We start from the raw sequence: 20,315 nt of genomic DNA on the forward strand, positions 1-20,315 counted from the left end.
ATCATCGTCCTCCTTTTCCATTAGGCTGCTAAGCGTACCTCGCCATCATCTCGACAAGCCTCCGCTTGATGTCATCGATCAGCGCCGGCGGGTGCTGTACGGTCGCATCGGCGCCCAAGCCGATGAAAAACTGCGCCAGAAACGGAATGTCTCCCTTCGGCAACCTGCCTTCCAGCCATCCGGTTCCGTCCTCGCGGCGGTGCAGCTTGGTCGCCGTCCAATGCTCGGCCTCGCATCGATGGACCCCCTCCTCGGTCAGCTCCACATACAGACTGGCGAATTCCTGCTCCGAGGGGAGCAGCGCCTCCCGGTTGCCGAGGTGGAGATGCCGGAGGTCGAGCGGTTGCATTCCGGAAGTATCCTCCGCCGCGAACTTGATCCGGTCGCACCGGAACAAGCGGATATCTTCGCGAAGGAAGCAGTAGGCGGGACAATACCATAAGCCGCTGCTGGCATAAATGCCGACCGGCTGGATGAGTCTGGTGGATACGCCTTCGCGCGATTCGTATTCGATGCGGATCACCTTTTGCCGGATGGCTCCGTCCAGCAGGATCGACAAATAAGGAAATTTGGCCTGCCTCGACGGAATCACAAAATCGATCCGGTTCTTCATCTCATCGATCCGATCGCGCACATCCCCCGACATGTAAAAATAAAATTTGCTCAAGGCGGAGGAAGACTCCGTCTCGAAGGGCAGGTAGGCATAGTGACGCAGCGCATGACACGCGAAAAAAATCGCGACCGCCTCCTCCTCGGTAAAGGCGATCGGGGGCAAGATCCGTTCGTTCAATACCTGATACCCGCCATGAGGCCCCACCTCCGAATACAGCGGCACCCCAAGCTCGCTCAGTTCCTGCAAATCGCGCAGAATCGTCCTCGTCGATACGTCAAACTCGGTCGCCAGCTCCTTGACGGTAAATTTCTTCTTTCGATTGACGGTCATCATCAATTCCATCAGTCGCTTTGATTTGGACATGGCCTGACTCCAATTATTTTTGTATTTGTGACAATAGTTGTCACTATTATAAGCTACAATAAGAATCAAGACCAGCTGATTTAAACGAGGTCGGCCGAATCGATAAAATCAAAGGAGCTGTTGAAGAATGACGATGCAAATTACCCCTTTTATTATGCTGGATGGTCAGGCGGAGGAAGCGATCCGTTTTTACGAGCAAGCTTTGGGAGCCAAGGTGGTGTTCAAGCAATCGTTCGGCCAAGCGCCGGAAACCCCCGGGCAACCGATGCCGGAAGAGGTAAAATCGCGTGTCGCGCACAGCGTGCTCAAGATCGGCGACGCGGAGTTGTTCGTAGCCGATGGTTTCCCGGGCGAATTCGGACAGCGGGGCGACCAACTGAGCATCTGCATTACGTGCGGCGATGTCGAAACGTCGAAGCGGTTGTTCGAAGCACTTCAGCAGGACGGTCAGGTGAGGATGCCGCTGGAAGAGATTTATTTTAGCCCGGCCTACGGCATGGTTACGGACAAGTTCGGCGTCACCTTCCAAATCTTTACCAAAAGACCGTAATCGGATGGAGACGGCTCGCAAGGGGCAGCGGGGTCGAATTTCGCGGCGTGGTTTTAAATGCGTTTTAAACTGCATTTGCTAAACTGAACCTGCTAGCCACATTCACGCAGGGAGGTTTATGAAAATGTACCGAAAACTGTTGCCCGCGGCAATTCTCTGCTCCGGGGCCGCATATCTCATCGCTATGGCGGCCGAGAACCTGCTCTTGCGATGGATTCTGAAACCGGGGACGATGCTGCTTATTATCGCGCTTGCGCTGACAGCCGTCCCCTTTTCCCGTGTGTACCGGCGTTTGATGTTCGCCGGGCTTGGCTTCTCCGTCGTGGGCGACGCGCTGCTGCTCCTCCCCGGCAATCAATGGTTTACGCTGGGCGTCGGCGCTTTCTTGATCGCCCACGTATTCTACATCTTGGCGCTGCTGACCCGCCGCCGTCCGACTCTTGTACGCCTGCTTTCCCTGCTCCCTATTGCCATTTACAGCGTTGGACTGCTGACCGGACTGCATGACGGCATGTTCGCCAGTCCCGGCAGCGGCGGCCTGTGGATTCCTATCGTAGTTTATGTGGCCGTCATTTCCGTTATGGTCTGGACGGCCGTCCTTAGCGGCAGCTGGAGCGCTGCAATCGGCTCGATCCTGTTCTTCCTCTCCGATTCGCTGCTCGCATGGAATAAGTTCGTGACGCCGATGGCATGGGCCGGATACGGAGTCATGGTCACCTACTACCTGGCCCAATACTTGATGGCCCGCAGCGTGGAAGCGCCGCGCAGAATGTTCGCCAGCTTGGACTGCGCGTAGCCCTTCCACACGCTGTATCCTTTCGTCAAATGCGGGTCGTCGACATGAATGTTTCCGATCTTATGGGCCCCGGATGACACGGTGACGATCCGTCCTTGCGGCGAACGGAGAAGCGGCTCCAGCAGCAGATTGGTCAGCAAAAAATGCCCCAGATGATTCACGCCCATCATCGCCTCGAAGCCGTCGGCGGTCGTCTGCCGCTTGATCGCGACGACGCCCGCATTATTGATGAGCGCGTCCACCGTATCGTGCTGCTCATCGAACGCCGCGGCGAAGGCGCGGACGGAGGCTAGCGAGCCGAGATCCAGCTGCATCAGCCGCAACCGGTCCGAGCCGCTCTGCCGCTGGGCTTCCTGCAGCGCTTGTTCGCCGCGTTCGCGGCTGCGACACGCCATGATGACATGCGCCCCAAGCTTTGCCAGCTCCACCGTCGCAGCGAGCCCCATTCCGGAGTTGGCCCCTGTTACGATCACGGTGCGGTCCCGTATCCGAATCCCTCCTTTTTTCTATTATTATAGTGCTTCGGCCATCGTTGCAGGTAAAGAATGTCCGCCCGAACCGGGCGAGGGGGCATTCTTTTTTTTAGTCGAATTTGGATTTGACAAGGATGAAAAGCAGGCATAAAATTAAATTGTTTAATTAATAATGTCTAAAATATTCAATGATCTATCTAACTGGCATCTATCTGGTGCCGAGACGGGTCCAAGCGAGTGGAGATGAGAATAAAGTATGTTGAAGTTGTTTGCTTATTTGAAGCCGTATCGTGTGCCTATCGCTATCGTGCTGGCTTTGATCTTCCTGCAGTCTTTATCCGACTTGTATCTGCCTACGCTCATGGCTGATATTGTCGATATTGGGGTCGTGCAGGGAGATACGCCCTATATATTGCGGATCGGAGGCTTTATGCTGCTGGTGGCGGCGGCCGGCACGGCCTGTTCCGTCGCGGCGAGCTATTATTCCTCCAAGGTGGCCGCAGGCTTCGGTCAGCGGCTGCGCGGCAGCGTATTCGAGCATGTAGAGAATTTCTCGCTGCAGGAGTTCGACCGGATCGGCACGGCCTCGCTCATTACGAGAACGACCAACGACATTACGCAGGTGCAGCAGGTGCTTACGATGATGCTGCGGATGATGGTCAGCGCACCGATGCTGTGTATCGGAGGTATCATCATGGCTGTGTCGAAGGATGCCAAACTGTCTCTCGTCCTCATCGTGATCATTCCTGTGCTGGTCGGAGCTATTTACTTGATTGCGAGCCGGGGGATTCCGCTGTTCAAAGAGATGCAGAAGAAGCTCGACAAGCTGAATCTGGTGCTGCGCGAAGGGCTGACCGGGATTCGCGTCATTCGGGCGTTCAACCGCGCCGGGCACGAGAAACGCCGGTTTAACGACGCCAACCTTGACCTGACGGGGACGGGGCTGAAGGTCAACCGGATTATGGGAGCCATGATGCCCGTCATGATGCTGACGATGAATTTTGCGACCATCGCGATTATTTGGTTCGGCAGCTTCCGCATCGATAGCGGCGATATGCAGGTCGGTTCGCTAATGGCTTTTCTCCAGTACGCGATGCAGATCATGTTCTCGCTGATGATGGTGTCCATGATGTTCGTGATGATTCCGCGCGCGTCGGTTTCCGCCGCTCGTATTCGCGAGGTGCTGGACATGGTTCCTACGCTGAACGACCCCGAACAAGCCAAGAACGGCGGGGCGCTTAAAGGGCACGTTGAGTTTCAGCAGGTGTCGTTCAGCTACCCGGGCGCGGAAAAACCGGCGATCGAGGACATCACGTTCAAAGCGGGACCTGGTGAAGTGACGGCGATCATCGGCGGCACCGGCGCGGGGAAATCGACGCTGATCAGCCTTATCCCGCGGTTTTACGACGTAGCCGGCGGGCGCGTGCTGGTGGACGGCACGGACGTCAGGGAGATGACGCAGGAAGCGCTGCGCGCCAAGATCGGCTTCGTTCCGCAAAAAGCCGTGCTGTTCTCGGGAACGATCCGGGATAACATCCGGTACGGCAAAGAGGATGCGACGGAGGAAGAAATTCGTCATGCGGCCGACATCGCGCAAGCGACGGAATTCGTGAGCGAGATGAAGGACGGCTTCGATTCCGTCATCGCGCAAGGCGGCTCGAACGTATCGGGCGGACAGAAGCAGCGTCTTTCTATTGCCCGCGCGCTGGTGCGGCGGCCGGATATTTATGTGTTCGACGACAGCTTCTCGGCGCTCGATTTCAAGACGGACGCGAAGCTGCGGGCTGCCCTGCGGGAAGAGACGGGTGAGGCTACCGTACTTATCGTGGCGCAGCGGGTCAGCACGGTGATTGACGCCGATCGGATCATCGTCTTGGATGAAGGCCGGATTGCGGGCATCGGCCGGCACCGGGAGCTGCTGGACACCTGTAAGGTGTACCGCGAAATTGTGTCCTCGCAGCTCTCCGAAGACGAGCTTGCCGGAAGCGGCACGGCCCAGGAACCGGATGAGGCCGCGGTCACTTTGCTTGGCGGAAAGGAGGAGACCCGATGAGTGATCAACGAAGAGCCCCGGGACCCGGTGGTGTTGGCGGTCCATTCGGCAGAGGCCCGGGGATGGGCATGCCGGTGCAGAAGGCGAAGGATTTCAAAGGCACCTTGAAGCGATTGATCCGGTATTTGCTTCCCCGCAAGTTTCAATTGCTGGCCGTCTTTGTTGCGGCAATTATCAGCACGATCTTCAGTATCTACAGCCCGAAGCTGATGGGGCAGGCGACGACCAAGCTGTTTGAGGGCTTGATGCAGAAAATGAAGGGTGTGCCGGGTGCGCACATCGATTTTGGTTATGTGCATTATATTCTGCTGATGCTGGCGGTTTTATATATCATAAGTGCGGCGTTTACCTACGTGCAGCAGTATTTGATGGCCGGCGTAGCGCAGAAGACGGTGTACGACCTGCGCAAAGAGGTGAACGAGAAGCTGGCGCGGCTGCCGCTCAAGTTCTTCGATTCGAAGACGAACGGCGAAATTTTGAGCCGCGTCGTGAACGACGTCGACAACATCAGCAGCACGCTGCAGCAAAGCTTGACCCAGCTGATTACGTCTCTGATCACCCTGGTCGGCGTCATCGCAATGATGTTGACGATCAGCCCGATCATGACGCTGATCGTGTTCTTGACGCTGCCGCTCAGTCTGATCGTGACCAAAGCGGTCGCTTCCCGCTCGCAAGGCTACTTCAAGGAGCAGCAAAAAGCGCTCGGCGAGCTCAACGGGCACGTGGAGGAAATGTATACGGGCCACAAAATCGTCAAAGCGTTCGGCCGCGAGCGCCAGTCGGTCGATACGTTCAACGGCATTAACGGGAAGCTGTACGAATCCGGCTGGAAAGCGCAGTTTATTTCCGGCATCATCATGCCGATGATGAGCTTTATCGGCAATGTCGGCTACGTTCTGGTTAGCGTCGTCGGCGGGCTGCTGGTGACGAAGCGCTCGATCGAGATCGGCGACATTCAGGCGTTTATTCAATATTCCAGGCAATTCTTCATGCCGATTACCCAGCTGGCGACGATTGCCAACGTCATTCAATCGACTATCGCTTCGGCGGAACGCGTGTTCGAGCTGCTGGACGAACCGGAGGAAGACCCGGAGCATGCCGAGGGGAAACGTCTTGGCGCAGCGAAGGGGCAGGTGCGGTTCGAAAGCGTCCGGTTCGGCTACAAGCCGGATGACGTGCTGATCGACAACATGAACATCGACGTTATACCGGGACAGACCATCGCGATCGTTGGCCCGACCGGCGCAGGCAAAACGACACTGATCAACCTGCTGATGCGCTTCTACGAGGTTGGCAACGGCCGGATCACCATCGACGGCACGGATATTACGGAGATGAAGCGCGGCGACCTGCGCAGCTTGTTCGGCATGGTGCTTCAGGACACGTGGCTGTTCAACGGGACGATCCGGGACAACATCGCGTACGGGCGCGAAGGCGCAAGCGAGGAAGAGATCGTGCAGGCCGCGCGGGCCGCGCATGCGGACCATTTTATCCGGACGCTGCCGGACGGCTACGATACGGTCTTGAACGAGGAAGCGTCGAACATCTCGCAAGGCCAGAAGCAGCTTCTGACCATTGCCCGCGCGATCCTCGCCGACCCGGCGATTCTGATCCTCGACGAAGCGACCAGCAGCGTCGATACGCGGACGGAGGTTCACATTCAGAAGGCGATGAACGAGCTGATGAAAGGAAGAACCAGCTTCGTCATCGCGCACCGCTTGTCCACCATACGCGAGGCCGACCTGATTCTCGTCATGAACAAAGGCAGCGTGATCGAGCAGGGTACCCACGAGGAGCTTCTTGAACAAGGGGGCTTTTACGCCGAGCTGTACCGAAGCCAGTTCACCGGCGGAGGACGGGAACAGGAGGCGGGTTGAGCCGGAGGCTCTACCTGAAGGAACAACCGCAGGCGCGTCCAGCGGTTGTTTTTTTGCATGGTTCCACGAAATCAAAATCGCGGCACAAGGCTAGAAATCCAGACTTCAAAGTCCTTTATCTCATTACTAGCTTTGCCTAAATAACGACCGGTAGGTCAGATGTCTTTATTTTTTTGCGCTGTTTCCTAAAATAACTTCCGCTATTTTTTTAGCATATTGCTCAGATTTAGCCTCATCATAATTACTCAATACCGCAATAGTCAAACGTTCTTCCGGGAAACGCATAAAGTGTGAAGCGTAACCCGCCCAGCCTCCCGAATGCTCCAAGTAATGACGATTGAATTCTTTGCCAATAGACAAGCCAAAAGCATAATCTTTATTGTTAACAATCGTCTCTCCGGATGGAGAAGTTTTCGGACCTATTTCGCTCATTCTTTTAACAAGGTCTTTTCCGCCAACCGTACCTGTAGTGAAGTTTTGTCCCCATTTTACGAAGTCCTCAACATGGGTATGAACGGCTCCATCGCCCGTATGTTCCCAAGGGCTTTCAAAGATTTCATATGCCCCTAGCATATTCTTCGAGTAGCCGCGAGCAACGGGGAAATTGGTAGGATAGCGATCCACGATTGAGGTGTCGTTCATGTTTAAAGGCTTAAAAATACGCTCCATCGAAAATTCACGAAGGCTTTTTCCACTAGCTTTTTCTACGACTAAAGATAATAAAAAGTATCCGGTATTACTGTAATCATATTTTGTTCCGACCGGAAATTCTGCAATTTGATGATTGTTAAGGTGGTCAAGCGATTGTTCTACAGTTAATTTATCGGTATATTTAATATTCGCACCTTCAGCCAATTCCATATAATCAACTAATCCGCCAGTGTGATGAATTAGATGTCTTAGTGTCACAGGCTTAGCATATGTTCCGAGAGAAGGTACATACTTTGAAATGGAATCATCCAGATTCAATTTACCTTCTTGCTCTAGCAGTAAAATTGCAAATGCCGTGAATTGTTTAGAGGCTGAAGCAATATTAAAAATTGTTTTTGTCGTTATCGGCAGTTTTTCTTCTATCGAATCTAAACCAACTGCTCCTTTATAAGTTGTGCCATCGTCGAAGCTTGCAATATAAGCATAACCGGGTTCATTTGGTGAGATCTTGTTAAATAATTGTTTAATCGCTTCATCTGTTGCTTGGTTGTATGTAGGGTCTGGCTGTTGGTTTTGATTATTATTTTGAACAATCGGCATCGAATTTTTTCCCTCCTGCGTTTTTTTCTTGCTCATAGCAAAAAAATCCTTTATTGGGAATACATGAAAATTATTAGTACGAGTATTTTATGTAAGAAGTTTCGAAGTTTTTTCGAGCATTCCTATTAAAGGCTCCATCGTTTTAATTCTGCCGCATGATTTCGATTTTAGCGCTGTATTTACCTATTGTTACTCGCCAAGTTTTGATGAAACACCCCACATGGGACAATCCCCCGGAGCCGTTTACGCCCTCGAACTGCCCATTTGTTATCAGCAAACGTGTCCGATGCAGTTGACTTTTGGATAAGCGTATGTTTCAATGAAACTAATTTGCGGGGGGACTACTTGGTAGTTGAGAAGGTTAAAACCTGACCCTTTGAACCTGTCGGTTAATACCGGCGTAGGGAAGCGAATCATTACATGTCTATATGTATATGATTAGGGCGCTTCCACGAACGAGAGAGCGTTCTATTTTTATGTGCTAAAACTGAATATGGCTTATTGTTTGCAGGGGGACTGTTCGCAGTTGAGAAGGTTAAAACCTGACCCTTTGAACCTGTTAGTTCATACTGGCGTAGGGAGCAAATAACAATGGATCGTGTTATTTTGCCCTTGTCAGAAATAGGATAAGGGCTTTTTATTTTGTTAATGTAACAGAGCGGAGAGGATGGATAGACTTGAAAAAAGTATTGACGATTGCCGGTTCGGATTGCAGCGGAGGCGCCGGCATTCAAGCCGACTTAAAAACGTTCTCGGCGCATGGCGTTTTTGGCATGAGCGTCATTGTTTCGGTGGTCGCCGAAAATACGAGCCGCGTCATTGACATTCAGGATGTCAGGCCGGATATGATCGAAAAACAAATCGATGCCATTTTTGAGGATATTGATGTGGACGCGGTGAAGATCGGTATGCTCTCCCAGCCCGAGTGCATGGAGGCCGTCGCTGGAAAGCTCAAACAATACGCTCCCGCCAATATTGTTCTCGATCCCGTGATGTATGCCAAAAACGGCTGTCCGCTTATGAATCCCGACGCCATAGACACACTGATCGAAAAGGTGATTCCGTTCGCCGACGTCCTGACCCCCAATATTCCGGAAGCGGAGAAAATCGCCGGTATGCCGATTCATCATGTCGAAGATATGAAAAAGTCGGCTGAAGCGATTTACCGTATGGGTTGCAAAAACGTCCTTGTCAAAGGCGGTCATGCCGCAGGAAGCGCGCTGGACATTTTGTTTGACGGGGAGCGGTTTTATACGTTCGACGCACAGCGTATTGATACCAAAAATACGCATGGCACAGGCTGCACTTACTCAGCCGCGATTGCATCAAACCTCGCATTGGGATGCAGCATGCAGGAAGCGGTACATCGGGCAAAGGAATATATCACAACGGCCATTCGGCATTCCTTGGCGATCGGAAAGGGCCACGGCCCGACACATCATTTTTATGAGCTTTACCAAAACGGATTAAAGAATGGAGCCGATATCAACAATGGACAATAACTTAACCTCAAGTATCGGCAATTTAGTGAACAGCGTCCGGCAAGCAAAGCCTTTGGTTCACCATCTTACCAATTATGTGACCGTCAACGACTGCGCCAACGTTACGCTGGCCATCGGCGCTTCGCCCATTATGGCTGACGATATTGAGGAAGCCGCTGACATTACCGCCATATCCTCCGCGCTTGTGTTGAATATAGGGACGTTGAATAGCCGAACCGTGGAATCTATGCTTGCCGCCGGGAAGAAAGCAAACGAGATGGGCATCCCCGTCGTTTTGGACCCCGTGGGCGCAGGCGCGTCGAAGCTTCGCAATCAGACGGTCAGGATGTTGCTTGAACAGTTACAATTCAGCGTCATCCGCGGCAATATGTCTGAAATTCGTTATATCGCCGGGCTCGGCGCAACAACGAAGGGAGTGGACGCTTCCGAAGCGGATTTGGAAAACAGTCTGCAAAGCGGCATCGATATTGCGAGCGGATTGGCGAAGCAATATAACTGTGCGGTGGCGATAACTGGTGCGACCGATATCGTATCCGATGGCCGAAGCGTAATTTGTATGGAGAACGGGCATCCCATGCTCGGCTCCATAACCGGTACAGGCTGCATGAGTACCTCCCTGATCGGCTCGTTCTGCGGCGTTACGGCGGATTACCGCATGGCGGCCGTCGCCGGTATTTTGTGCATGGGTATTGCAGGGGAGATTGCTTATGAAACTGCCGGTCAACAAGGAAACGGCAGCTACCGTGTAGCTCTCATCGATGAAATAAGCAAAATGAACTCCCAGACGATGCACGAGAGGGCTAAGGTGTATGAAGCCTGAGATGGATTGCAGCCTGGTTGGTTGCGAACGTTCCAGTTAAGGCTTCGAACCCTGTCGAGGGCTTCCAACAGACTGAACCGCAGGCACGCCTTGCGGTTTTTTTTGTTGTTTCCCGTAGTGCTGTTAGATCCGAAAAAATGTCGGTGTTCTTCTACAAAGCACTCATCGCGCGGATCTGTTTTCCTAGCAGTAGTCCATGATGAAAGATTCAGCAGAATATATAGAGGAATATCTTAGATTAAGTAAGGTATAGTAAAATGTGAATTGTATTACAAAAGAACTATTTTTCATTTAATAAATAGGACAAATGGTATATAATGATCAAAAACAGCAAAGAGGTGTAACATCTTGGTAAAGAAAAAGAGTATTTTATTGATGGCATTATCTTTTATTGTTTTGAGCATTTTAGTTTTTCCTAGCTTTGCTCAAACGGCAAAAGCAGCTACGGTAGGAGGGCAGCTAACAGCACCCGAACAAGGCTGGAAGAGGTTTGACGATCATAATCCGTTGATTAAGTATAATGGAACCCCACTGAATCAAAACAGCGGACAAGGATTATATAATGACACAGGTTACGGAGTTTCGGGTAAAGATTCGGTTGAGTTTTATTTTACTGGAACGAAAATGAGATTTATCGGCGCTAATTATAATAATAGAAACGCGTCGGCAAATATTGAAGTGTATATCGACGGCTCCTTAAAAGGAAGTTTTTCGCAGTATTCTTCGAGTTTTATAGCTCAAGTATTAAATTTTGAGGTTACAGGTTTAAGCGATGCTAAACATAAAGTCAAAGTGCAGTCAAATGATGAAGGGCTATTCGTCATTGACGCTATTGATATCAGTGAAACAGGGGATCTCGTTGCTCCTGATGTCACTCCTACTCCTATCCCCACTCCTACTTCCACAAAATTATTTGTGGGGGAAAACTCGATGTATCTTTTGGATGCAAACGGCGAGGTATGGTCTTGGGGAAGCAACGATTATGGACAACTAGGTCTTGGCGACACAACGAAAAGAACGGTGAAAACCAAAATTCCAGGCTTAACTGGCGTCACGGATATTGTTGTGAAAGATAACTTTGTTATCGCCCTGAAAAGTGACGGCAAGGTTTACGGTTGGGGAAATAATACGTCCGGAGTACTCGGAGCTGTAGGGGAAATCGTAAAACAGCCGGTTAATTTTGAAAATAATATCACCGCAATTGATGGGACTAATTAAATAATAGGGCTAAAGATGACTTCTAAATACAGGAGTCATCTTTTTTTCAGTGCCGCCAAATCACCCGCCGTTCCCGAAGAGGAGCGGCGGGCTTTTGACCGTACGCAGCGCATCAGGTCAAGGAGCGCAGCAGCCCGGCCAGCAGCCGGACTCCTTCGCGCAGCTGGTTTTCATTGGCGTAGGAGTAGCTCAAGCGAATCCGGTCGTCGAATTCCGCGAGCGGATCACAGATTGTGCCGGGTACGAACGTGAGCGACTGCTCAATACCCTTCGCCAGGAGCGTTCCTGCTTTGACCCGGTCGGGCAGCTTGATCCATAAGTTCAAGCCGCCCGCGGGCTTGGTCCACGACAAGCCGGTGCCGGACAGCGCTTCCTCCATAATGCTCATCCGCACATGCAGCGCGATGCGGAGCTTCTCCAGGTGCCGCTGCATCCGGTCGGAGAAGAAGAGGAGCAGAAAAATCTTTTGATTCAACAGCGGCGTGCCGTTATCGGCGAGCGACTTGGCGGTCAGCAGATTGCCGATGACCGGCTGTCGGGCTGCCACGGCGGCGATGCGCAAGCCGGGGGCGATATACTTGCTGAAGCTGCGAATGTAGGCGACATAGCCCTCCGTATCATAGGCGAACAGCGGTGGCGGCGGTGGCTGCTTGAAGTAAATGTCGTGAAACGCATCGTCCTCCACCAGAAGACAGCGGTGCTCTGCCGCCAGCTCGACCAGGCGCTTCCGCTGCTCTGCGGACACGGTATAGCCCGTCGGGTTGTGAAATGTCGGGTTGAGATAAAAGAAGCGGGGCTTGCGCTCCTTCATCAGCTTGGCTACCTGCTCCAAATCATAGCCGTGCGGATGGATCTCCACAGAGGCAAGCTGCGCGCCGTAGCTGCGGAAAATATCCATCGCCGCGCCATAGGTCGGACGTTCTACAAGCACGACATCCCGCGGCTTGAGCAGCGTCTTGGCCAGCAGGTCCAGCGCTTGCTGCGCCCCGGAAGTGATCAGCAGCTCACCGGGCGTAAGAGCGAGGCGGTGCTCGGCCGCCAAGTACTCGGTCATCGCCTCGCGAAGCTCTTGATCACCTTGGACAGGCGCGTAGGTTCCGAGCACTTTGGGATACAGATCGAAGGCTTGCTTGACGTAGGCCGAAAGGTACTGATTCGGCAGCAGATTCGGATCGAGCAGCGCCTGGGAGAACTGATAAACCACCGGAACCCGCTGGATGTCCGATAGTGGATTTTGCTGAATATGAGAATGTACGGCAGGCATCGCCGTCAGGTCGGACGGCAAGCTGCCGGTGTTGAGATAATAGCCGGATTTGTCTTTCACGTACGCTTTGCCGCTCTGCTTCAGCAGCTGGTAGGCTTTGAACACGGTCAGCCGGTGAACGCCCAGCTCCTGGGCGAGCTCGCGGATCGAAGGAAGCTTGCCGAGCTCGTTCCATTCCCCTCGGTCGATCCGTTTCAGGATGTCGTCGCAGACGCTCTCGTACAGCCGGGCAGGCTGGGCGGCGGATGGGTAAATTTTGTTCACGCGTCGCACGCTCCTTTCTTGATCTCCATTGTAGCACTTTTTTTCGTCATCTGTTCTGCGATGATTGATCTGTTCTGTGCCCCTTCTTCTATGATGGAGAAATAGAAGGAGGAGAGAGACATGGTGTGGTTAGGCTATACGGTGATGTGTTTGATTTTCGGCACGACGTTTTTGATGATTAAGGTAGGGATCGACGCGGGACTTTCTCCGTTCTTCTCGGCCGGCATGCGGTTCCTGTTGGCGGGCGCGATTATCTTTGTCTGGGCGTTGGCCACGGGAAAAGTGCGCTTCTCGCTATTGTGGCGCAAGGACCTGCTGCCGACAGGGATCGGGCTGACATTCGGCACGTTTGCGACGCTGTATTGGGCCGAGCAGTATGTAAGCTCCGGACTGGCGGCGATTTTATCTGCGACGGGGCCGATTTTCCTATTGCTGATTCAAAGCATCGTACTGCGGAACAAGGCAAGCCGCAGCTCCGTCATCGGGTGCGTGCTCGGCTTTGCGGGAGTGGGGCTGCTGGTAGCGCCGAACCTGTCCGTAGAGACGAATCTGTTCTGGGTGGTGGGCTGCGGCGCGATTCTGATCGGGGAGCTGTCCTATGCGTCGGGCGCGCTTTATGCCAAGCGGGCGCTTGTGCGGTACCCGGAGACGTCGCCGTTGGCGTTGAACGCCATACAAATGATGCACGGGGGAATTCTGCTGCTCGTTCTGTCCCTGTTCACGGAACGCGAGCCGTTGAACGCCTTGGCAACGGGACAGGGAATCGGAGCGCTGCTGTATTTGACCGTGGTCGGGTCGATGATGGGCCACAGCTTGTTTTACTGGCTCGTGGCGAAGACGAATCCGTTCTTCCCGACAACGTGGCTCTATATTTCGCCGTTAATCGCCTTTGCGTTAGGCGCTCTGCTGTACGGAGAAGCGGTCACTTGGGAGGCCGTCGCGGGAGGGATCACGATCATCGTCGGCATTCTGCTGGTGAACCTCAACGCGATCCGCGGGGCAAGGTCGGCCAGGAGGTCGCGAGGAGCGGTTCAAGCGAAGCAGGCGGGGTAACGGGGGGCGTACGAGTTCATGAAGACCGGAGATCGGAGTCTCGGACAGACGTGATGCATAAAACCTCCTTGGGTCTATGTTTCTACCAAAAAATTGAAATATATCATGGTCAATGGTAGAATAGGATTGTGTTTACAAATATAATCCTTTGGAGGGAAATTATGAAAAAGACTATCGTCTCTGCCGCATTATCGATGGCCCTGGTGCTGTCCGTCTCTGCCTCGGTTATGGCAAGCAATCCAACGGACATCAGTACTGTCGGCGCTTCCGGCCAATCTGCCGGTACAACCGCGTCTAGCAGCGCTGCGAATTTGGAAGCAAAAGAGGTTGTAAAATATTATTCGCTGACTTCTTATGAGGAAACCGAAAAAGAAGCTTTTGTCCTGAATCAAGGAGAAGAGCTTACCGTTTTCGTCTATAACTCGGGGTTCCCCATTACTTATACCGTCTATGACGCGGACGGTCAAGCGCTCGGGACTTACAATACGAATACCCCTTACGGACGTATTTTTACAGCGCAAAAGAACGGTCCGCTGTATGTTCAGTTTAAGGCCGGAGCAAACAGCTCTTTTGTGAAAAAAATGAACTTCTCCGCCAAGTTTTCCATTTCGTAACGATACCCGTTTACGGCACGCAGCTTGACCTGCACCGCCGGCCGTTTCCATGGTTTCCTTGACCATTGGAGGCGGCCGGCTTTTTATTGACCGTCGGCCATCCTTTTCGACACAATCGATGAGTTGTTTCGACATTCAGGCTGCAGAGTATCGGGCGTGATGTCAATATTTTAGGATAAAATTCCCATGCATCGAAGGTCAACTAGCCGAGTAGGCGTATAAAATAAATACTCTCTAGTAGTTCTATCAACTCATCCCAGCCGCTAAAGTATCCCTTATACTAAAGAGGAAGTAAAAATAAGGGAGGTATGGTAAATTGAAGAAATTAACATGCGGTCTAATCATTTCTGGTTTGGCCTACTTCGGCTCCGCATCGGTGAGCTTGGGAGTTCCGGCTTATGGCGGAACGGAGGTCTTCAAGCAGCCGACAGGAGAGACGTTCCAAGCGGCTCTGCAGGGTGACGAGTGGCTGAACTGGACGAAGGGGGTGGATGACGACGTATTAGTGCAGGACAAGAACGGTTTTTGGAATTATGCCGAAATTGAAGGAATTTCGTTAAAACCAAGCGGAAAAAGGGTGAACATTGACCCGAAACCGGATCAGACGCTCAAGCAAGAGCAGGTGAAGCAGTGGGCGCAGGATCAGCAGATCGTGGAGAAGATCAAATCCAACGTCGCGCCGTTTCTCGGAGAACCGGACCCCGGCCCGTCCCTTGCGCCGATCAACACCGGCAGCTCCCGTAAGCTGCTTGTAATGCTCGTGGATTTCACCGATATCGGCATGAAATATTCCGATAGCGAGTGGAGCGACAAATTTTTCGGCGATAAGGAAGGCACGGTGAAGCACTACTACAAAGAGGTCAGCGCAGGAAAAATGACGATCGGCCCTGCGGCGGAATCGTACGGCACGGCTGGTGACGGCGTCGTTCGTGTCAAGCTCGGCTATCCTCACCCGAATACGGGAGGCAACACCGGAGCGGCCAACCAAAAAATCGTCAGGGACGCCATAGCGGCTGCCGATCCGTACGTCAATTTTGCCAGCTTCGACACGAACAACGATGGCAAAGTCACACGGGACGAGCTGTTTCTGGTAACCGTCACGGCCGGTTATGAAGCCGCTTACAGTGGCGGTAAGACGCCGAGTCTGTGGGCGCACCGCTGGTCCGCTGGAACATGGCAGGGAGACGGCAAAACGGTGAATCTGGAGTATATCCAGCAAGGCGAAAACCACGACGACCATATGGCGACGATGGGCGTGCTTGTTCACGAGACCGGTCATTTGTTCGGTCTTCCAGATCTGTATGACACGGATAATTCCTCCATGGGTGTCGGTCCGCACAGCCTGATGGCCGGTGGGTCATGGGGCTCTTACGGAAACAACTACGCGGGTTCCACACCGGTTCATATGGACGCTTGGTCCAAATACCGGCTCGGGTGGGTGAAGCCGACGGAAGTGAGCGCGAACGGCTCGTATACGTATACGCTCAACACGATTCAGCCGGCGAATCCGAATGCGTACAACGTCGTCAAAATCAACACAAGCACGCCGGGACAGTTTTTCCTGCTGGAAAACCGCGGGTTTGTGGGATATGACCGGGCACTGGAAAAGTCGCTCAAGGGCGGAAAGCCGGGCATCGCGGTCTGGCACGTAGATGAGACGCAGAGCGGCAATACGAATGAACAGCGGAAGCTGGTCGATCTCGAAGAAGCCAACGAAGGCACGCTCGGCTACAGCCAGCTCGATACGAAGAAGAGCGGCACATACGACCACTATTACGCAAGCGGTTTCAATACGTCGTTCGGCCCGAAAACGAAGCCTTCGAGCGCGACTTATGAAGGCACCGATACGAAAATTTCCGTGAACGTGAATGTCCCCGGCAGCAGCGCCATGAAGGTTGGCGTCAAAATCGGCAATGCAAGCGGATCGGTGAAGGCGACCGATGTTCCCGGTTCCCCCAGCCTGAGCCACAATAATTGGAACAACGAGAAGGACTATGCGATCACGATGAACATGTGGTGGGGCAATAACGGCGACACGTGGAGATTGTATGAGAACGATACGCTGATCTATGAGGAAGAGCTGACGGACAACAGCTCGCAAGCGCAAAAGGCGGTTAAAACCTTCACGAACCAAAAGCCCGGAACGTATACTTATACGTGCGAGCTGGTGAACTCATTCGGTACTACGAAGTCTTCCCCGCTTAAAGTCCTCGTCAAGTAAACCATAAGGGAGCCGGCCATGCCGCGCTCCCTTCCCCTCGTCACGAACCGAGTCTACATTTGAATGTCAATCGTCGTCCCGCGGCCGACCTCGCTATGAATTGCTATCTCTCCACCGTGCTCCTGAATAACATCTTTGGCTATCGCCATGCCGAGTCCGGAGCCTTTATGCGCGTCTCCGGTGTTGGTGCCGCGGTAATAGCGGTCGAAGATTTTGTCGAGCTCCTCTTTTCGGATGCCTTTGCCGTTATCTTGGATGACAATGTGAATCCGATCGGTCTTTTCAATCCGGACGGTGATGTTCACGTTGGCGTCATTATGGATGAGCGCGTTATAAATTAAATTGTGGATCGCTCTCCGCACAAGAATTTCATCCACCTCTGCCGGGATGTTCTCTTGATTGGCATGAAATTCAATATGACGCTTGGCGTACTTCGGGTCGTTGACGATATCGATCACGATATCTCGCAATAACACGACGAGATTGGTCGCTTTTTTGTTTAACGTCAGTTCTTTGTTTTTCAATCTTGTCGTTAAGCTTAAATCCTCAATGACCTCTTTAATATAAAGCGACTTTTTCTCGATAATGTCGGCGTATTCCCTGATTTCGTCTTCGGTAAAGCGGTAATCCGGGTCCTTCATCATTTCGGCAAAGCCTTGAATCGAGGCCAGAGGCGTTTTAATATCGTGGGAAATATTCGTAACCCATTCCTCTTTCATCCGGTCCAATTTTTTGCGTTCCGACTCATTTGCCTTCAACTGATTGGACAAATGATTGATATTCGAAAATACTTGCTTAAAGACACCCGCCGGCCGGGCATGAAAATATTCATTGCTTGCCAGCCGCTTGATCCCGTCGATGAGCGTATACAGCGGCTTGGTCAGCTGTTTGCTCAAGAAATACCCGATCAGCAGCGTAATCAAAATATCGATAACGAGAACGATGCCGCCAACCTTCACCATGCCAAACAACGATTGATTATCGTACAAAATAAAATACCGGTTGATATTGCGGTTTTCCATCCCGATCAAATAGCTGTAGGCGCGGCCGCCCACTTTCTTGTCTCCGACAAAAACCGTCGTCTCGCCATTCACTTCCTTGTACTTGTACATTTGCACGATTTCCGAGGGAGTGTAGTTTTTCTTCAGCCCTTCCGGCGCCCTGTAGCTGAACAGCTCCTTGCCGGTTTCATCCAAAATTTGAATCCATGCGTTCCTGCTGCTTAGCTCCTCCTTACCTGTATCGGCAATCGTCGGTGCATCGCCGGAAATCACGATCCGATCCTGAAACTGTCGTGTAAATTGCTCGGGAGAGTGTTCCTCTTCTTGAAAGAAGGGGATGTTTAGCACAGACCGAGCCGTAAAAAATGCAAGCATAAGGAACAGGTTGACGAAAATAATGAAGATGACGACGAAGACAACCGAGATCAGATATCTTACTGTTAACTTCCATTTCATAGCCTATTCATCCTCGATGGCCAGCTTGTAGCCCAAGCCTTTGACGGTAATTAAATAGCGGGGCTGCGAAGGCTGCTCTTCAATTTTTTCCCGCAGCCTCCGGATATGGACCATAACCGTATTGTCGATGCCGATAAAATCCTCCCCCCAGACGGCGTCGTAAAGCCTTTCTTTGCTGATCACTTTATTGACGTGCTGGAGAAAATACTTCATTAATCCGAGCTCTTTCGGCTTTAATTCGATGCTCGTTCCGTTCTTTAAAAACTCCGCTTTTTGTTCGTTCAATGCAAAAGGGCCCGCCGTTAAGACGGTATCCTGCGCGGCCTCCGGCTGCATATAATCGGCTCGGCGCAATTGAGCCTTGACGCGGTAAGCCAGCTCTTTGGGGCTGAACGGCTTGGTAATATAATCGTCGCCGCCGATGGCAAAGCCTAAAATTTTGTCGATTTCCTCTGTCTTGGCCGATAAAAATAAAATCGGAACCTTCGAGACCGCTCGAATTTGCCTGCACACGTCATAGCCTTCCCCATCCGGCAGCATAATGTCCAACAGCACAAGATCCGGCTGCTTATGCTGGAATTGAGCGAAACCGTCTTCCGCCGTCGTGGCCGTGATGACATGCTCGATGCCTTCTTTGCGCAGGACCGTGGCCACAAGCTTCAATAAGGCTTCCTCATCGTCTATAATCAATACCTTTTTGTTGATCGACATGTCATCGTGCCTCCTGGGAAGGGAAAGGTGTGGAATGCAATTCTGTTATGTGTGAGTATGCGGCACTTTTTTTCATTTATCAAGCGGCATGAAATAAATGCGCAAGAAAGCCGTGCTGCATCAGCTTCATTGCGCATTGTCCGGATTTATTTAACGGTTTGCTTTTTGCCGTACGTCATAAACCGCCATGCTTTTTCCAGCGGGCCCATCTTAAAATAGCGGAACCACAGGCTGCTGTAGATGAGCTGCACGATCATAATCAGGCAGGCGATGAGGACCACATTGGTTGGGGACACTGTCTCCAGGCCCATGAGTAAGATGAACAATGATCCAATTAAGCTTTGTGCGACATAATTCGTCAGCGCCATTTGGCCTACGCGTGCGAAGGGTTGAAGGATCGTCCGGGCTGTCCGATGCTCAAGAAGCAGAAACAGAGATGTCACATACAACAAGACTCCGGGAATGGCGCTCAAGGAAATGATGAGCTTCAGCTCATCCGTTCCATGCTGGGCAGTCATCCAGATCCAGACCGACAACCCGGCGAAGACCGGCAAGGACCCGAACTGCACCAGTCGAATCTGCTTTTTCAATTCTCCGATCCGTCTGATCCAATCAGCTTTTGCTGCAAGAAACCCGGCCAAGAACATGATGAAGATTAAAGTCGTATCCGAGATTACAAAATCGATCACGCTGGATAGCGGAACTGCGGCCCCCATCGCGAGCTTCGAGATGAGCGCAAGCAAGTATACACCGGTGATGCCTCCGAGCCAATTACGGATCGTCGTCACCTTGGCCCGGTAAAATGGCAGCAGCAGCAGACCGATCAACGCGTAAATAGGCAGGATGGTGCCCCAGAAGATAAAGGCATGAATAATGCCGATGAGGAGGAGCACCAGTAAGCGGCGGGCAAACCGCCAGAGCGGCTTGTCCCCCCGGCGCTCGGCGCGCGAGGCGAAGATGTAGAAGCCGACGCCGAACAGGAACGAGAAGATGGAGAAAAACTTCTTTTCCACGAACATGAGAATCAGGGTGTCGATGACTTGATTAATTCCGGCGTTCTCCGGTATTATCATCCCTTCGGTGAGGACGATATATCCTTTGACATTGATAAACAAGATTCCGAATAACGCAAGCCCCCGAATGATATCCAGGGCTGCGATCCTTTCTTGCTGCGGGATGGATGGGTTCATAGTGGTTGGCTCCTTACGATTGTTC

Annotated in this window: 16 protein-coding genes, 1 pseudogene and 2 riboswitches; of the genes and pseudogenes, 10 read left to right on the forward strand and 7 right to left on the reverse strand. The window is 52.2% G+C overall.

Annotated features, from left to right (window positions below):
• Nucleotides 1–28: 28 nt before the first annotated feature.
• Entirely contained in the window at nucleotides 29–976 is a 948-nt protein-coding gene (locus tag KQX66_RS27025; RefSeq protein ID WP_216795981.1) for a helix-turn-helix transcriptional regulator, read from the reverse strand.
• Nucleotides 977–1,103: 127 nt separating this feature from the next.
• Between KQX66_RS27025 and KQX66_RS27030 the strand changes: the two genes are divergently transcribed.
• Nucleotides 1,104–1,526, forward strand: coding sequence for a VOC family protein (locus KQX66_RS27030; RefSeq protein WP_216795982.1), 423 nt, complete (start codon nucleotides 1,104–1,106; stop codon nucleotides 1,524–1,526).
• 232 nt (nucleotides 1,527–1,758) lie between these two features.
• A complete protein-coding gene (locus KQX66_RS27035; protein ID WP_253957467.1) occupies nucleotides 1,759–2,322 on the forward strand; it encodes a lysoplasmalogenase in 564 nt (187 codons plus the stop codon).
• Here KQX66_RS27035 and KQX66_RS27040 read toward each other — a convergent pair.
• Nucleotides 2,292–2,810: pseudogene (locus KQX66_RS27040) on the reverse strand (SDR family NAD(P)-dependent oxidoreductase); the annotation flags it as partial. The gene KQX66_RS27035 and the pseudogene KQX66_RS27040 sit on opposite strands and share 31 nt — an antisense overlap.
• Before the next feature lie 241 nt (nucleotides 2,811–3,051).
• Between KQX66_RS27040 and KQX66_RS27045 the strand changes: the two are divergent.
• On the forward strand, nucleotides 3,052–4,848 hold the full coding sequence (locus KQX66_RS27045; RefSeq protein WP_216795984.1) for an ABC transporter ATP-binding protein: 1,797 nt from the start codon (nucleotides 3,052–3,054) through the stop codon (nucleotides 4,846–4,848).
• Nucleotides 4,845–6,725 (forward strand): ABC transporter ATP-binding protein, encoded by a 1,881-nt coding sequence (locus tag KQX66_RS27050; RefSeq protein ID WP_216795985.1) that lies wholly within the window; start codon nucleotides 4,845–4,847, stop codon nucleotides 6,723–6,725. The genes KQX66_RS27045 and KQX66_RS27050 overlap by 4 nt, the downstream gene beginning before the upstream one ends.
• Nucleotides 6,726–6,890: 165 nt before the next feature.
• Here the strand turns inward: KQX66_RS27050 and KQX66_RS27055 are convergent, their stop codons facing one another.
• Nucleotides 6,891–7,976, reverse strand: coding sequence for a serine hydrolase domain-containing protein (locus KQX66_RS27055; protein ID WP_216796038.1), 1,086 nt, complete (start codon nucleotides 7,974–7,976; stop codon nucleotides 6,891–6,893).
• A gap of 324 nt (nucleotides 7,977–8,300) precedes the next feature.
• A riboswitch (TPP riboswitch) is annotated at nucleotides 8,301–8,401 on the forward strand.
• Nucleotides 8,402–8,475: 74 nt separating this feature from the next.
• Nucleotides 8,476–8,574, forward strand: a riboswitch (TPP riboswitch).
• A 79-nt stretch (nucleotides 8,575–8,653) separates the two neighbouring features.
• Here KQX66_RS27055 and thiD point away from each other — a divergent pair.
• The 3 genes from thiD to KQX66_RS27070 all read left to right on the forward strand — a co-directional run bounded on the left by thiD (nucleotide 8,654) and on the right by KQX66_RS27070 (nucleotide 11,516).
• The gene (thiD, locus tag KQX66_RS27060) at nucleotides 8,654–9,478 is read left to right on the forward strand and encodes a bifunctional hydroxymethylpyrimidine kinase/phosphomethylpyrimidine kinase (RefSeq protein ID WP_216795986.1); all 825 of its coding nucleotides are present in this window, start codon (nucleotides 8,654–8,656) and stop codon (nucleotides 9,476–9,478) included.
• The gene (thiM, locus tag KQX66_RS27065; protein WP_216795987.1) at nucleotides 9,468–10,298 is read left to right on the forward strand and encodes a hydroxyethylthiazole kinase; all 831 of its coding nucleotides are present in this window, start codon (nucleotides 9,468–9,470) and stop codon (nucleotides 10,296–10,298) included. The genes thiD and thiM overlap by 11 nt, the downstream gene beginning before the upstream one ends.
• A gap of 348 nt (nucleotides 10,299–10,646) precedes the next feature.
• Nucleotides 10,647–11,516, forward strand: a complete 870-nt coding sequence (locus KQX66_RS27070) for a hypothetical protein (RefSeq protein WP_216795988.1) — start codon at nucleotides 10,647–10,649, stop codon at nucleotides 11,514–11,516.
• Nucleotides 11,517–11,628: 112 nt separating this feature from the next.
• Here KQX66_RS27070 and KQX66_RS27075 read toward each other — a convergent pair whose 3' ends face one another.
• Nucleotides 11,629–13,044, reverse strand: a complete 1,416-nt coding sequence (locus KQX66_RS27075) for an aminotransferase-like domain-containing protein (protein ID WP_216795989.1) — start codon at nucleotides 13,042–13,044, stop codon at nucleotides 11,629–11,631.
• Between the two features lie 120 nt (nucleotides 13,045–13,164).
• Between KQX66_RS27075 and KQX66_RS27080 the strand changes: the two genes are divergently transcribed.
• The 3 genes from KQX66_RS27080 to KQX66_RS27090 all read left to right on the forward strand — a co-directional run bounded on the left by KQX66_RS27080 (nucleotide 13,165) and on the right by KQX66_RS27090 (nucleotide 16,932).
• Nucleotides 13,165–14,097 (forward strand): DMT family transporter, encoded by a 933-nt coding sequence (locus tag KQX66_RS27080; protein ID WP_216795990.1) that lies wholly within the window; start codon nucleotides 13,165–13,167, stop codon nucleotides 14,095–14,097.
• A gap of 161 nt (nucleotides 14,098–14,258) precedes the next feature.
• Entirely contained in the window at nucleotides 14,259–14,711 is a 453-nt protein-coding gene (locus KQX66_RS27085) for a hypothetical protein (protein ID WP_216795991.1), read from the forward strand.
• Nucleotides 14,712–15,027: 316 nt separating this feature from the next.
• A complete protein-coding gene (locus KQX66_RS27090; RefSeq protein ID WP_216795992.1) occupies nucleotides 15,028–16,932 on the forward strand; it encodes a M6 family metalloprotease domain-containing protein in 1,905 nt (634 codons plus the stop codon).
• 53 nt (nucleotides 16,933–16,985) lie between these two features.
• Here KQX66_RS27090 and KQX66_RS27095 read toward each other — a convergent pair whose 3' ends face one another.
• From KQX66_RS27095 to KQX66_RS27105, 3 genes are all read right to left on the reverse strand, one after another.
• Nucleotides 16,986–18,389: a sensor histidine kinase gene (locus KQX66_RS27095; protein ID WP_216795993.1), complete on the reverse strand. Its 1,404-nt coding sequence runs from the start codon at nucleotides 18,387–18,389 to the stop codon at nucleotides 16,986–16,988.
• Between the two features lie 3 nt (nucleotides 18,390–18,392).
• On the reverse strand, nucleotides 18,393–19,100 hold the full coding sequence (locus KQX66_RS27100; RefSeq protein WP_216795994.1) for a response regulator transcription factor: 708 nt from the start codon (nucleotides 19,098–19,100) through the stop codon (nucleotides 18,393–18,395).
• A 146-nt stretch (nucleotides 19,101–19,246) separates the two neighbouring features.
• Nucleotides 19,247–20,290, reverse strand: a complete 1,044-nt coding sequence (locus tag KQX66_RS27105) for a DUF418 domain-containing protein (protein ID WP_216795995.1) — start codon at nucleotides 20,288–20,290, stop codon at nucleotides 19,247–19,249.
• Nucleotides 20,291–20,315: the final 25 nt, after the last annotated feature.

The sequence above is a fragment of the Paenibacillus oleatilyticus genome (assembly GCF_018998565.1).
In the GTDB taxonomy this organism is placed as follows: domain Bacteria; phylum Bacillota; class Bacilli; order Paenibacillales; family NBRC-103111; genus Paenibacillus_G; species Paenibacillus_G oleatilyticus.

Bases quoted from the DNA above. Each gene is read 5' to 3' on its own strand.
- KQX66_RS27050 (WP_216795985.1), top strand. From the start codon at position 4,845: ATGAGTGATCAACGAAGAGCCCCGGGACCCGGTGGTGTTGGCGGTCCA.
- KQX66_RS27095 (WP_216795993.1), bottom strand. From the start codon at position 18,389: ATGAAATGGAAGTTAACAGTAAGATATCTGATCTCGGTTGTCTTCGTC.
- KQX66_RS27085 (WP_216795991.1), top strand. From the start codon at position 14,259: ATGAAAAAGACTATCGTCTCTGCCGCATTATCGATGGCCCTGGTGCTG.
- KQX66_RS27055 (WP_216796038.1), bottom strand. From the start codon at position 7,976: ATGCCGATTGTTCAAAATAATAATCAAAACCAACAGCCAGACCCTACA.
- KQX66_RS27025 (WP_216795981.1), bottom strand. From the start codon at position 976: ATGTCCAAATCAAAGCGACTGATGGAATTGATGATGACCGTCAATCGA.
- KQX66_RS27030 (WP_216795982.1), top strand. From the start codon at position 1,104: ATGACGATGCAAATTACCCCTTTTATTATGCTGGATGGTCAGGCGGAG.
- KQX66_RS27045 (WP_216795984.1), top strand. From the start codon at position 3,052: ATGTTGAAGTTGTTTGCTTATTTGAAGCCGTATCGTGTGCCTATCGCT.
- KQX66_RS27100 (WP_216795994.1), bottom strand. From the start codon at position 19,100: ATGTCGATCAACAAAAAGGTATTGATTATAGACGATGAGGAAGCCTTA.
- KQX66_RS27035 (WP_253957467.1), top strand. From the start codon at position 1,759: ATGCTGCTTATTATCGCGCTTGCGCTGACAGCCGTCCCCTTTTCCCGT.
- thiM (WP_216795987.1), top strand. From the start codon at position 9,468: ATGGACAATAACTTAACCTCAAGTATCGGCAATTTAGTGAACAGCGTC.
- KQX66_RS27105 (WP_216795995.1), bottom strand. From the start codon at position 20,290: ATGAACCCATCCATCCCGCAGCAAGAAAGGATCGCAGCCCTGGATATC.
- KQX66_RS27080 (WP_216795990.1), top strand. From the start codon at position 13,165: ATGGTGTGGTTAGGCTATACGGTGATGTGTTTGATTTTCGGCACGACG.